Source organism: Longibacter salinarum (assembly GCF_002554795.1).
GTDB classification, from domain to species: Bacteria; Bacteroidota; Rhodothermia; order Rhodothermales; family Salinibacteraceae; genus Longibacter; species Longibacter salinarum.
In genome coordinates, this window is the sequence record NZ_PDEQ01000012.1 from 13,013 (window position 1) to 27,424 (window position 14,412).

The 14,412-nt window shown below is 59.4% G+C and carries 8 protein-coding genes; 5 read left to right on the forward strand and 3 right to left on the reverse strand.

Annotation, left to right across the window (positions count from 1 at the left end):
* Positions 1-167: 167 nt before the first annotated feature.
* The 3 genes from CRI94_RS16760 to CRI94_RS16770 all read left to right on the forward strand — a co-directional run bounded on the left by CRI94_RS16760 (position 168) and on the right by CRI94_RS16770 (position 4,596).
* Positions 168-2,702: a serine/threonine-protein kinase gene (locus tag CRI94_RS16760; protein ID WP_098078919.1), complete on the forward strand. Its 2,535-nt coding sequence runs from the start codon at positions 168-170 to the stop codon at positions 2,700-2,702.
* A 217-nt stretch (positions 2,703-2,919) separates the two neighbouring features.
* Positions 2,920-3,429 carry a porin family protein gene (locus tag CRI94_RS16765; protein ID WP_098078922.1) on the forward strand — a complete coding sequence of 170 codons (510 nt, stop codon included), beginning with the start codon at positions 2,920-2,922 and terminating at the stop codon, positions 3,427-3,429.
* 45 nt (positions 3,430-3,474) lie between these two features.
* Positions 3,475-4,596 (forward strand): methyltransferase domain-containing protein, encoded by a 1,122-nt coding sequence (locus CRI94_RS16770; protein WP_098078925.1) that lies wholly within the window; start codon positions 3,475-3,477, stop codon positions 4,594-4,596.
* A 73-nt stretch (positions 4,597-4,669) separates the two neighbouring features.
* On the opposite strand, the gene CRI94_RS16775 is transcribed toward CRI94_RS16770, so the two are convergent.
* A complete protein-coding gene (locus CRI94_RS16775) occupies positions 4,670-5,305 on the reverse strand; it encodes a CDGSH iron-sulfur domain-containing protein (protein WP_098078928.1) in 636 nt (211 codons plus the stop codon).
* 295 nt (positions 5,306-5,600) lie between these two features.
* On the opposite strand from CRI94_RS16775, the gene CRI94_RS16780 reads away from it, so the two are divergent.
* Entirely contained in the window at positions 5,601-6,374 is a 774-nt protein-coding gene (locus CRI94_RS16780) for a SpoIIAA family protein (RefSeq protein ID WP_098078932.1), read from the forward strand.
* Positions 6,375-6,478: 104 nt separating this feature from the next.
* Here CRI94_RS16780 and CRI94_RS16785 read toward each other — a convergent pair whose 3' ends face one another.
* Entirely contained in the window at positions 6,479-9,418 is a 2,940-nt protein-coding gene (locus tag CRI94_RS16785; RefSeq protein WP_179862378.1) for a T9SS type A sorting domain-containing protein, read from the reverse strand.
* 516 nt (positions 9,419-9,934) lie between these two features.
* On the opposite strand from CRI94_RS16785, the gene CRI94_RS16790 reads away from it, so the two are divergent.
* Complete coding sequence (locus CRI94_RS16790) at positions 9,935-12,820, forward strand: serine/threonine-protein kinase (RefSeq protein WP_098078939.1); 2,886 nt, start codon at positions 9,935-9,937, stop codon at positions 12,818-12,820.
* A 90-nt stretch (positions 12,821-12,910) separates the two neighbouring features.
* Here the strand turns inward: CRI94_RS16790 and CRI94_RS16795 are convergent, their stop codons facing one another.
* A complete protein-coding gene (locus CRI94_RS16795) occupies positions 12,911-14,212 on the reverse strand; it encodes a hypothetical protein (RefSeq protein WP_098078943.1) in 1,302 nt (433 codons plus the stop codon).
* Positions 14,213-14,412 lie beyond the last annotated feature (200 nt).

A 14,412-nucleotide genomic window follows, 5' to 3' on the forward strand; every position in this document is an offset into this window, starting at 1 on the left:
TCTTACGTACCATACCCACGTACGGTCGGAGAAACAGGTTGACGTTTCTTCGACCGTTTCGTCGTATGTAATACTGCGCCGGATTACTCCTGTCGGCTCTACCGCCGCATCCGGCTGAATCATCGTCCCGTCTACGTGTCCCCTTCGTCCCGAACTCCCTGTTGTCAATGAACATCTCGTCTGAGCGCTGGAGCGAAATCAGTGACGTTCTCGACGAAGCGCTCGATCGAGCCCCGGATGACCCGCTGTCGGTGCTGGACGATATCTGTTCGGATCCAGACCTCCGAGAGGCCGTCCGCTCCTTTCTGGAAGAGGACGATACGATCGGTTTTTTGGAGGCAGACGCGGCCGCCCACGCCGCAGACCTGTTTGAGGGCGTAGACACAGCTGAATGGAGTAACGAGCTGGCAGGAGACATCGCCAGTGCTCTCGGAGGCGGGGCGGAGCCGGACGACGGCATCGAGCCGGGCACACGGCTCGGCCCCTTCCGCGTAGAGGGCGAAGTCGGGCGCGGCGGTATGAGCACGGTCTACCACGCACGTCGGGACGACGGGACGTTCCAGCAGAACGTCGCGATTAAGCTGATGCGGCAGCTCCCCGATCGCCATTCCGTCGAACGCTTTCGCGCCGAGCGCCAGATCTTGGCCTCGCTCGACCATCCCAACGTCGCCCGTGTCTTCGATGGCGGTACGACGGACGACGGGCGTCCCTACCTCGTGATGGAGTATGTCGAGGGACGCCCCATCACGACCTACTGCGACGAAAACGAGCTCTCCATCAATGAACGGATCGACCTGTTTCAGACAGTCGCTCAGGCCGTGCAGCATGCCCACCAGAACCTGATCGTCCATCGAGACCTGAAGCCAAACAATATTCTGGTGACACCGGATGGCACCGTAAAGCTACTGGACTTCGGCATTGCGAAGGTTCTGGACTCTTCCGCTCACCACGACCGGATGAATCTGCCATCGACCCGGACGGGCTTCCACCTCATGACCCCGGAGTACGCGGCTCCAGAACAGGTCAAAGGCGAATCGATTACGACCGCTACGGACGTCTACGCGCTCGGCGTGCTACTCTACGAACTCCTCACCGGCCATCGCCCGTACCAGCTGCAGCAGCGGTCGCCGTATGAAATCGTTCAGGCCGTCTGCGAGGCCGACCCGACGCGTCCCAGTACCGTCGTTCTAGAAACGAAAGAAGTCGGTCCCCCCAGCTCGGGCGAGCAGATCACGCCGGACGACGTCAGTTCGAGACGGAACCTCGAACCCGCAGAGCTCCGCCGACGGCTCCGGGGCGATCTGGATGCGATCATCCTTCGCGCCCTCCGCAAGGCGCCAGCGGATCGATACCGGACCGCAGACGCACTGGCGGAAGACCTGCACCGCTTCCGGAACAGTCAACCTGTCGAAGCCCGAACCGGCACCCTCCGCTACCGCGTCGAGAAACTCATTCAACGCAACCGTTCCGCTGTCATCGCGAGCGGGCTCGGCGTGCTTCTCCTTATCGGGTACGCACTGACCGTCACATATCAAGCGCGACAGATCGCCGCCGAGCGGGACAAATCGGAAGCTGTCACCTCCTTCATCGTGAGTCTTTTCCAGGCGTCAGACCCGTTCACGACGGGTTCGTCCGAGCGGATGACCGTTCGTGAGGTCGTCGACCGGGGCGCAACGCGGATCCGTTCGGACCTCGCCGGCCAGCCGCTCGTCCAGGCCGAAGTCGAAACCGTCATCGGCAACGTATACGCAAGCATGGGACGCTACCCCGAAGCAGACTCTATGCTCGTTGAGGCTCTGGCAACGCGCCACCAGAATCCGGATGTGCTTCCGCACGAACTCGCGGCAACCGAAAACTCGCTCGGCCGATCGCTCTTTCGCCAGGGACGCTACGAAGAAGCAGACTCTCTTCACCAGCAGGCTCTCGATCGGCTCGTACGCGAATATGGAAAGAACGACCCACGTACGATCCCCGCCCGCGCAGGGCGTGCCCTCGTGAACAGCGAATGGGGTAACCACGCGCTCGCCGAGTCGCTTTACCGGCAGAATATGGAGGTTCGCCGCAAGAATGATATGGAGGTCTCCGCGACCACGTACCACAACATGGCTAGCGCCATCCAGATGCAGGGACGTTTCGAGGAGGCCATTCAGAACCACTTAACCTCGATTGAGAAGTACCGGAAGCAGGAAGGAGACGTTAGCGTGGCCCTGGCAAACGCCTTTACACGCACGGCGCTGACGTATCATCGCGCGGATTCGCTGGACAAGGCCGAGATGTATTATCGTAAGGGTCTCGAGATGCGACGCGAGCTCCTTTCGTCCAACCATCCTCACATCGCGTCGTCAAATGTTCGGCTGAGCTGGCTCCTCGCCGAACGAGGGAAAACGGAGGAAGCCGAACCCCTGATTAACGAAGGAATCGATATTCTGAGGTCGGTGCTCCCATCTGACCACTGGCAAATCACGGCAGCCGAGGGGATTCGCGGCATCATCTGGGCTCAGCAGGGTCGCGTCCGCGAGGCCGTTCCGCCACTTCAGAAGAGCTTCCGCGTTATGAACCAGCGGTTCGGTGCAGAGGACTGGCGAACTCGCGCCGCCGGCGATGCACTATCGAGGATCTACATGGCCATCGGGCAGCGTCAGGCAGCGCAACAGGTACAAGCCGCCCTTCAGCAGGGCAACCGCTCCAACGCCGACGGGTGAGGCTGAGCTACCGGGACAACGGTGTGGTCTGGAACCAAGCCTGGACGCTGGCCCGGTGCCCCGCCTGATACGCCACTTCCATGGGCGTGCAATCGCAGGAGCCGTAGAATGAGCGTTACACGGTGAGTCGGCTGATACGAAACCACAGATGGGCGCCTACGTCCGAGGGACGCATCAGCCCTGTCGTTTTCAGATCGGCCATCTTCCTCACGTTGCTATGACGAACCGCTTCTTCTCCGCCGCTGCTCTTTGCCTCACTCTACTCATTGCCACTCCGGCCGTGCAGGCGCAAACGGCTCCGACACCGACAACATTCGGTCTATCCGTCGCCATCCAGGAATCGCCCTCGACGATCGGGCTCCCGGCCACCGTCTCCTCCCCGATCTGGCTCAGCGATCAGTTCGTTCTCGCCCCCGAACTCGGCTTCATCTCGCGGGAAAACGGTACCGACGTGCTGTCAATCGGCGCGGATGCACGGTTTACGCTGGGAGACGGTCAGCTCGTCCCGTACGCCGGACCCGGACTTCGCATTCTCGCGGTCGATCGCGACAACCCAAACGTCCCGGATGACGACAATGACCTCGTACTCTCCGGATTTGGAGGAGCAGAATACTTCTTCTCCTCAGAATTCAGTCTAGCGGTCGAGGGTCGACTCGACATTCGCTCCGGCGACAACAATACGGTGGTCGGTACCACGGGCGTCGTCCGAGCCTCGGTGTACTTCTAGCAGCAACGCCTACCTCGTGCCACACGCCACGCCCTTTGCTCTCTGATGCCATCGGTCGACCAAATTCGCACTCCTGACGTGACGCCCCTTCTCGTCACGACGAATCACGGGCTGGAGGACATCACAGCGAAGGAAGTGTGCGAACGGGCACACGCCCTTGGACTCCACGACATCCGCACGAAAGAATCCCCGAACGGCCGAACGAGCTATGTCCGGATATCGTCATCAGCCTCGCCGGACACCATGCTCGATCTTGCGCACAACCTTCGGTCCGTTCACCACATTCAGGCGCCACTTTTTCGGTTCACCCTGCCTTCCGGACCGGCGGAGGAACAGCTAGAAAACATCCGTGCTGTGCTCCGAACAAACAAGCTGCCGGGCATGGACGACGCCGAGACGTTTCGCGTCTCAACGAACCGACGCGGCGAGCATTGCTTTACCAGCGTGGATGTCATGCGAGCCGCCGGGGCCGGGCTGATCGACCAGTACGGCACGGATGTCGACCTCGAAGACTTCGACCTGGAGGTGCGCGTGGATGTGCGTCAGCATGATGTCACGGTCGGTATCCAGCACACGCAGGAACCGTTGAGCCGGCGGCAGGCTCGTGCATTCCAACCTCCAGCGGCCCTGAGTCCGAGCGTTGCGTACGCGATGCTCCGACTGCCGTACCTGGGCGGTTCGCCGAGCACCGTGCTCGACCCGTTCTGCGGCAGCGGCACGATCCTGATTGAGGCGGCGCGCCTCTGGCCAACCGCACGCGTCCTCGGGCTCGATCGCGACAGGGATGCCGTCGCTGGAGCGAGACGAAATGTACAACAGGAGGGATTGGCCTCGCGCATTCGTATCCACGAAGGCGACGCGCTCGGTCTGGCGTCGCAGAGCAACGACAAGGCGCCCGACCTGATCGTGACAAACCCGCCATTCGGGAAACGTCTCGGGAGTGAGATGGACCTCGTGACCTTTTACCGGAGGTTTCTATCCGAAGCTCATGAGGCCCTGCCGCCCGAAGGCTGGCTGGTCCTGCTTGTCCTCAAACCGGGAGCATTCAGCGGAGCCCTGCAGGCCGTGCGAGATCGGCGTGGGATTGCCTACGACGTACGGCATGTGCGACGCATCCAGCTCGGCGGTCTGCATCCACGCATCTTCGTCATGCAGGCGCACGACTAGCGTCGTAGCCCTCCGTAGCCGATACGGTTCGGACGGCTGACGGGGAGACAGTGTCGCCACCGAACGGCACGGGTTACAGCGTATCAACGGACGTATGGCTTCCGTCGCAGAAGGGCTTGTTACCCGACGCGCCGCAACGGCAAAGCGCGCCCTTGCTCCCGCTGCACTCGCGGCTGTCACTTCCCGTTATTGTCACCGAGCCTTCGACCAGAAGCGGGCCACCGGACGTCATCTGAATACGAAGCGTATCCCCCGCCTTTCCGTCATTCAGTTGCTCGACCTGAAGGGCGCCGCGGTCCTCGAACCCGTCGCTATGGCTGCCATCGCAAAGCGGCTTGTTCGATGACAGGCCGCACCGGCACAGCGCGATTCTCGTATCCGACAGTAGCACGTCTCCGTCGGCGTCCAGCACCTCCACGCGACCCCGAACATACAGAGGACCGTCCGGCTCGACTGAGATATGATTCGACGTCGGCGCCGTCTCCTGATCTACGCCATCATGCGTGACATGCAGCGCACCGGTCGGGCAGCGCTGAACGACATCAGCAACCGACGCTGCATCCGCTTTATCCGGATCGATCCAGGGACGCCGCTCCGGGTCAAAAACCTCGGGTAACCCCTTGACACACTCCTCGGCGTGAATACACCGCTTCTGGTCCCACGTCACGGTCACTTCTTCTCCCTGATACGTATATGTCTTTCGTTCCATGATCTCCCGGAGCAACCGTATGAGTAGATGCGAAAACCGATGATTTCGCGAGCGTGACCAAATCCTGTCGTACACGGCTCAACGATCATATCGCTGAGCCGAAGATACGTTCGCGACGTTCGAACCCCGAGCGGTTATGCTTGTGGCGGGATTTTCCCCACGGTGAATCCGGGCTCGATCTGACCGATCGTTAAGCTTGCCCCATGCAGCCTGAAAGGCATCGTCCATCGATCTTTACGGCAGATTCTGCTCCGTGCATTCGGAGTCTATTTTTCCTTGACTCTCGGTGATCGACATGATCAAATTCCTCGCTTCCCCTGACGACGTCGTCGCCATCAAGATTGACCAGACGGTCGATGCCGAGCAGCTGAAATCGATTACGAACCGAATCGATGATCGATTGGCCGAGCACGAGACGATCGCCATGTATCTCGACCTGCGCGGGCTGGAGCGATTCACACTCGCAGCGATCCTGGATGACCTGCGGTACAGCCTCAAACACATCGGCGATCTGTCGCGCATTCGGCGCGTCGCTCTGGTCACTCGGGCCCGCTGGATCGATGTCATCGCATCCTGGGAAAACCGCGTCCTCCCGAGCATCGACATCCGGGTCTTCGACCCTGAAGACCGTCGATCGGCTCTCGACTGGGCGTCGGAGTCGCTCGAAATGCCCGCACCGAGCCTCCGGCGAATAACGACAGACAAAGACGCGGTTCGTGCCTTTGCGCTGACGGGCCCCCTTCGCTCATCCGATATTCGGTTGCTCGCAGACGACCTCGATGCCGCATACGCGCGCCACGGGACGATTCGGTTACTGATGCGGGTTGAGCACTACGGTCTCCGTCCGAGCGTCTTCACACAAGACATCGTCAAAATGAAGCTGCGCGCTCTCCAGCACGTCAAAGCGTACGCTCTCGTCGGTGGACCATCGTGGATGGCGGGTGTTGCCTCACTACTAGATCCACTTATGTCGATGGAGGTCCGGCACTTCGGTCTTGACGATGAGAACGACGCGTGGGAGTGGCTGGGCGCAGCCCCGGTGGGCGAATCCGCGGGCGTCGTCGCCTGATCCGCTTGACCGCTAGTGGTTCTCGGCCGTAAAAAAAAGAAGCGGCAGCCCAGGATGTATGCTCCAGGGCTGCCGCTCGTTTATTGCAAACGATGAATGGAATACTAGCGAACGACCGTAATCGATTCCGTCGTCGAGAACGATTCGCCGTTGATCCGCAGGAAGTAACGTCCACTCCCAAGCGCGCTGGCATCCAGCGACAGATCGTTTTGACCGGCCTTCATTGGTCCGTCGTGCACCACCTGCACCTCCCGGCCCAGCACGTCGTACATCGTCGCCCGCACGGTCTGCGCGTCCTGTAGCACCAGCGTCCCCTTCGCCGCCGACCGCACCGGGTTCGGCCCGAGGCTCAATTCGAACGCCGTGTCGAGGCTGACTTTGATCGTCCGCTCGCCCAGGACGGTGGCTGTACCATCCACGTCGATCTGGCGGAGGCGGAACGTGTGGGTCCCAACCTCAAGCTCGTCCAGCGTCAACGAGTAGCTCTCCGGCTGCGTCGTCGTGCCCGCGCCCTCGACCGTTCCTGCTTGCACGAAGCTCGTTGCATCTGGCGCCTGGTGCTCGATCTCGAAGCGGTCGTTGTTCTTCTCCGAGAGCGTCTGCCAGGTGATCCGTGCGCTCCGTCCATCCGTCGGCAGGACATCAAACGAGGCCAACTCAACTGGAAGCTGATCCGGGGGCGTGCTAAACTCGCTGGTATTTCCGACGTCATCAACCGTCACGCCGACCAAAAAGTCCTGGTCGGAGACCGCAACACTTGGCGTAAATGTCACCGTTGCCGTGCACGGCGGCGAACCGCAACCCGAATAATCTGTCGCCTCGTATTTGTCCGTTCCGATATACGTACGACCGACCGGACTCGTCCCATCGGCGATGTAAAAGTCAACCATCAGTGGATAGGTGCTCGCGCCCGATCCAGTAAGCGACGGATCGCTATTCACGCTGTACGTAACGCTGATCTCGTTCGCTCCGGAGTCATAGTCTCCATCCGATATCGTTGGCGCGTTCTGCAAGCGGTTCGTTCCATCGTCGGCGTCTCCGGCGTCGTTCGCCGTCGAGCCGTCCGAATCGATGTCGATGCCAAGCGTGCCGACATTGCTCATGCTATTACCGCGTATCATGTGACCGGTGCCGGAATCGATACGCACGCCGGTCTCAACATTCGCAATGGTGTTGCCAGCACCCGGATTCGTCGTTCCGACGACCTGGCTATTGCCTTCCAGCACGATGCCATTCGTGACAGGCATTGCTGTACCGTTGGGGTGAACACCGATGTAATTTCCCCCGACGATATTAAACGACCCAAGCAATCGGATGACATTCGAGGGCGTGTACCCGAACACATTCTCGGTTCCTGATGTCGTACCGCCAATCGCGTTGAGCATCGCGTTCGGGCCGGTGCGCAGCGAATTTGACGACGTCGAGAGGTCATCAGCATTCGCATTGGTCTCGAAATAATTTCCTTCGACGGCATTGTTCGACGACTTGATATAGAGGTCGACGTTGTTGCCAGCAAGGACGTTGCCTTCCCCTGCAGCTGCACCGCCGATCTGGTTGTCGTTCGCGTCGACGTCGATCAGAATTCCGCTGTCTCCATTACCAATAAGTGCATCTGCGGCGTCGTTGGTACCGACGCGGTTGCCGATAACCTGATTATCCTGCGTGGCGGCCCCAGACAGGACGATACCGTCCGATCCATTTCCGCTGACGACATTGTGCTCTTCGTCGCCGGTCCCGCCGATCACGTTACTGGCTGAACTGAAGAGGCCGATACCGTAAAACGTGTTGCCAATCGCGGCATCTTGGCGGGTTACCCCGATGAAATTGCCCATGATCTCACTTCCGGTCGTTCGGAAGAACCGGATTCCACGCTGGTTGCCCCCAATGATATTGGCGGAAGCTGAAGACGACGCTCCGATCGTTAAGTTGGCTGACCCGCCGACAGTACTGATGCCTTCCTGCGCGTTGCCGAATATGGTGCCTGAATCATTGACGCCGATAAAGGAAGCTTGGACCGTGATGTCTTCGCCGTAGATTTCGACTCCGTCCTCCCCATTTCCAGCAATGACAACCGGGGCAGCAAGAGTCGACCCGATCGTGTTATGATTGGCTCCATCGATCGAGATCCCATTTTTTCCATTCTGAATCGCCTTCGATTGGCTGGCGCTGAGACCGATAATATTCTTCGAGACGGAGTTGTTCGACGTGCTATTCGTCTGGTTGACGTCCCCGTCCATGTGGATACCATCTTCGTTATTTCCACTGATGACATTCGGAAGGTCCCCCGTCTGAGCTGAACCGATGGCGTTAGACGACGTGGAATTCAGCAGGTGGATGCCGTGAACAGCGTTCCCAAGATCCGTTTCGCCATCAGCAGCAACACCGATATAGTTTCCGCCGATCGTATTGTTTGTCTGACCGGGTGCACCGCCATCGATGCGGATGCCGCTTCCGCCGTTCCCGCTGATGATATTACGGTCGTCGGAGTCCGACTGACTTCCGATGCGGTTCAGCGTGCTTCCGTTCGTGATGAGAATGCCGTGCCCGCCATTCGCATAGCCTGCCGGCTGATCGCTCTGCGTCACGAAGTCACCAATCTGGCAATTCGTGATCACATTTTCGTCTCCCCCGTCTAAAACGATTCCATTCCCCTGAAAGCGGAGGATCTGGAGGCCTCGGAGGGTGGTACCTCCCGACTTCACCACCAATCCGTCGCCCGGACCGCCGTCAATCCGAATACGAGGAATCGCGCCCAGTGGCGCTGTTTCTCCGTCGATGACGACAGGATCCGTAATCTCAGGAAGGGAGGATGTGTTGATCACGCTGCTCGTACCGATCGAAAATTCGATCACGTCGAGCTGTCCACCCGCGCCATCTCCATCATTTGCCTCCTGCATGGCGGCGCGCAGCGTGCATTCCGGTGCGCCGGATGAGGTGACCTGCCCAGTATCACATGTGCCATCCAACGTCGCATCCGGGTCGTCGCCGTTACTGTTGACGGTGAACGTCTGCGCCACAGCCTCACCGTGGGAAGCGGTCAACAAAAACAGTGCAGAAATCAAAAGCAGTCGTGCGATTCGTACCGATCCTGACATAGGAGGTGAAGTGTGATAGATGAAGTAAAGTGGGGTTTTCCTTCACATACATCTACGAAAAGTACGCACCCGATAGGACAAATGAACCAGATGATACAGCCCCGACAACGTCGTCAGCGGCTGATCCGTCCGCGTCAACATGCGAATGGGGCGATCGACATGCTGCAGCAGGATGAATATCTACAAACCACGCTGGGTATCTTCAGCGATCACTAAATGTATCGGTAACGCCCTTTCTTCGGAAATGCTCACCTAGACGGTACGGTCGTTTTACCTCGTGTTGGTGTGTCGGCATCGCCCTTTGTACAATGATTAGGGGCAAGCCACACGGTAACCATTCTGGTTCTTCGGAATCTGATCACGCTCTTGATTCACAGAGCGACGCATCTCGCTTGCCTTCTCAAGGCTGCACTCTTCGGGTCGTCAGCCGCTTAGTGTTGTTCGCACTCATTTTCAATCCGCACGATGTCATCTAATCGCTCCTCCCGCGTCGAGTCACTTTTTGAGGAGGCCCTGGACTACCCGGAGAGCGAACGGGACGCGTTTTTAAAGTCGGCCACGGACCATCCTGAAGTCCGTGAACAGGTTGAAGCACTTCTCCACCGGTTTAAAAAGCTCGACGCCTTCCTCGAAACGCCGGCCGTCGAAGCCGCTGCCGACTTTTTAGACGAGATCGACGAACCGACTCCTTCTCCTCCTGACCGCAGCGGTGAACGTGTCGGACCATTTACACTTAAGGAACGAGTTGGCCGAGGCGGGTCCGGTGTCGTCTATCGGGCGGAGCGCGAGGACTCCTTCGAGCAGCAGGTGGCCATCAAGCTGCTGACCCGACGGGCGGACACGAGTGCCGTTCTCGATCGATTCGCACATGAGCAGCAGGTGCTGGCCGCCCTTACGCACCCTTGCGTTGCCCAAATATACGACGGTGGAGCCACAGCCGACGGGCAACCCTACTTCGTCATGGAATATGTCGCAGGTCGTCCGCTCGACGAATACTGCGACGATCAGCGACTCAGCATCCGGGAACGGCTCGAGTTGTTCACTTCCGTCAGCGACGCGGTCCACCACGCCCATCAAAACCTCGTTATCCATCGCGACCTCAAGCCGTCGAACATTCTCGTCACGGCAGATGGACGCCCGAAGCTTCTCGATTTTGGTATCGCCAAGGTGATCGGGGACGAAGGGACCGGGCTGACGCAAACCGGGGAGCGGTGGATGACCCCGGAATACGCTGCACCGGAGCAGATCCGCGGTGAGTCCATTTCGACGGCGACGGACGTGTACCAGCTCGGTGTTGTGCTTTACGAGCTGCTGATCGGCCGACGTCCGTACCATCCCGACTCCCGTTCACTCTTCGCGATCGAACGGGCGGTATGCGAGGAACAGCCCACCCGCCCGAGCACAGCCGTCACCCAATCGACGAACTCTCCGACTCCGGATGACATCAGCAAAGCTCGCCGCACGCATCCGTCTGCTCTTCAGAGCACACTTCGGGGAGATCTGGATGCGATCGTGATGAAGGCGCTTCGGAAGGAGCCCAAGCAGCGATATCGCTCGGCGGAGGCGATGGTCGCCGATATCCAGCGCTTTCTGAACGATCAACCGGTGGAGGCACGCGACGGTCAGTGGTCCTACCGGGCGCACAAGTTCATCCGTCGACACACGCGTCCGATCATGGCAACCGCTGCCGTTCTCCTGATTCTCGCGACCGGGGCGGTGGCTTACACCATGCAGATCGCGGAGGAACGTGACCGGGCCCGGCTCGCCGAGCAGCAGGCAAGCACCGTCACGGGGTTCCTGGTCGACCTGTTCAACGACAACACCCCTCGAAACACGTCCGGCCAGACGCTGTCGGCTCGTGACATTCTGCGCCGCGGCGAAACGCGGATGGCCACACTGGATGCAGAACCTCGTGTCCGCCTTCGCCTGCTCCTCGTCCTTGCCGAAGTGCGCGCCGACCTAAACCACACATCACGGGCCGACAGCTTGATCGACCGTGCAGAAGTCGTCGCTGCCCAGATTAACGACCTTTCTATGCTCGAACAGAGTCACCTTCTGTACAAGCGTGGCGAAATCAAGCGGCGAAAGAATGATTACGCGAGTGCCGATTCCCTATTCCGGCTCGCGCAGCAGGCGTATGATCGGTCCCCCAGGTCATCGCCCGACCATCTGACCAACATTTTGAACACACGGATGGAGACGCTTCAAGCCGTCGGTGATCTTCAGTCCGCCGACTCCGTCATGCAGCGGCTCCTCCCCCTGAGCGAGGCGGTCTACGGCGCCCGGAGCACCGAACACGCGACAATCCTCCACAATGCTTCCTCCGCTCTCACCGAACTTGGGCACGTTAATCAAGCGGAGTCAGCGGCTCGTACGGCTCTGGACATTCGCCAGGAGCATTACTCCACCCCGCACATTGATCTTGCATACGCTAAAGAAAGTCTCGGATCGGTGCTCATGGAACAGGATCGCACGGCGGAGGCAAAACCGCTTCTGGAGGATGCAGTGCACCAGAGCGAGCAGGTTCTGGACGCGGATAACGACCGACTCGACAAGTTCAAAATCAGCCTGGCTCTGCTGTACAGTCGCCTGGAACGGTACACCGAAGCCGAGAAACTCTATCTTGATATCATCGATCGACGCGAGCGGGTTAACCCGAATGGGCTAACTGTGCTCTACTCGAAGAACAATCTTGCGCTTACGTATCAGCGACAGGGCCGATATGAAAAAGCGGCATCCGTCTACCGCGAGGTGCTCGACAAAAAAGAGTCGGTTGTCGGTCATGATCGACATCCAAGTATTGTCGTCACGCTGTTTAATCTCGCCAGCGCACTGCATGAAGCGGGCGAATTGGATCAGGCAGAGTCGCGATATCGGCGTGTCGTTCAACTCGACCGCGAACTGTTGGGCGAAAGCCACCGAGAGGTTGGCGTGGACATGACAGCCCTTGCGACGCTCCTCGTTGACCGAGGCGCACTTGTCGAAGCCGACTCCTTGTTTGAACGCGCGCGTCCGATCATCCAAAACGGATTCCCCGACGCACACCGACGAGTCGGAGAGTTTCTAATCGGACGTGGCAGTCTTTTCGTCCTTGATGGCCGCCCGGAAGAAGCCGAGCCGCTTCTACGTCGAGCTGTCGATATCTTCGAATCGGGAGCCTCCGGGGCTCCGTGGCGACGTGCCGAAGCCAAAGGCTGGCTCGGGACCGCCCTTCTCCAGCAGGGAAATGCGACGGGCGCGTCTTTCCTGGATGAGTCGCGCACCGGCCTCGAAGAGATTCTTGGAGCCGATCACTGGCGCACCGCCCGAATGCAACAACACGCGAATGACCTCGAGCGTGCGTCCCAGTAAACCATCGCAAAACCTAAACGGCGACCGAGTGTGCTGCTATCACTGCAGCTCCCACCGGTCGCCGTTAAATGTCGTGCCTACACTTGCTTGCTACGCCCCGGACCGCGCGAGATTCGTGATGCGAGTCGGCCCGACGTCAGCGATTGCGGATTTCACCTCTTCCATCGTCAAATTCTGCGCAGTCACTTCTACGAAGAATCGCCCGTCTACGACCATCTGTACCTCGCCGCGCATGGACATGTCGGTCGTCCGGAACGTCTCTTTCGCCGGGTGGCCCTGAATCTCGGTCGTTTTCTCGTAGCCATTGTCGCTTTCCTTATTCACGTCGAACATCATCCACGTCGCTCCCGGAAGGACGCCGGTTTCAGGGACGACCTGCACGTAGTCAATCACGTGCATGGACAGTTGCTTGTCGCCATCTGCGTATTCGGCCTCAGCGCGGACGACCGACGCGTTCTCTCCAAGCGCCTGCGTCTTACTGCTCGAAGCGGACTGCGTTAATCCAGCAAGCGTCGCCGGAAAGAGCGCTTTCAACTCGTTGGCATCGACGGGCGTGCGAGAAACGGGTTCTCCCTCCGCGGACGACGCCGCGTTTTTCTTTTCTGCCTCGCGAAACTCTTTGTACATGTCGGCGACTTCTTCTTGCTTCCCGTCGTCGACGCCTACACCTTCGTCCTTCATCCCTTCGAGCGCGTCAAAATCGACCGAACGAGCGGCGGCTTTCATCTTGTCCATCGGCACGTTCCGTCCATCAACCTGCACTTGAAAGCGCTCGGCCACGATGAACTGCAGCTGACCTGTCGATCCGCCGTTCCCATACGAGCGGAATTTCTCTCGACCGTCGTATCCGGCAATTTCTGCGGAGCGCTCGTAGCCATCCGTACTCTCCGTCTCACTCTCCGTCCACGCGCTCATGCGGCTGGACAGGGAAGACAACCCGCTCATCGACCCCATGTCCGTCACCGCGATCGTCAAACTCTGCCGTTGCTCGCCGTCGGCCTTGAAGTGAGCTTCGGCCTTCGAGGTGCTGAATCCCATCTGACTGCTGCGGGATCCTTTCACGTCACCCGCCTCCATTCCATCGATCGATGCCGGCAGGACCGGCTTCAGCTTTCGAAAGTCGATGGCCTGCACAACTTTGCCACCGCCGGCCGTTTCGCGGAGCTTCTGAAACGCCTCCCCCATGCGCTCACCGGCTTCCTGCGAATTTGCCGCATTCTCAGCCTGCTCCAGCGCCTTCGACGCATCCTCAGCGGCCTTCTTCATGTCAGAAACCTTCTGACACCCGCTGCCGGCACCGGCCACGAACAAGAGGGCGAACGAAAGAAGCAATGTCAGGACAGGATGTAAGCGAGCCGCTTTCGTTTGAAACAACGGATTGGATCGAGACATGGCGGGACCGAACGGTGAGAGGTTGAGGCAACGAGGCATCTCTATCTCTCATAGCGAAAAACGTCGACCGAACCGGCCAGGCTACGGTTCAGGGTTCAGAGTTCAGGGTTCAGGGTTCAGAGTTCAGGGTTCTAACGTGCAACGTCTAACGTTTTACGTTCCAACGCCATAACGAAAAAGGAGCCACCGTTGCCGGCGGC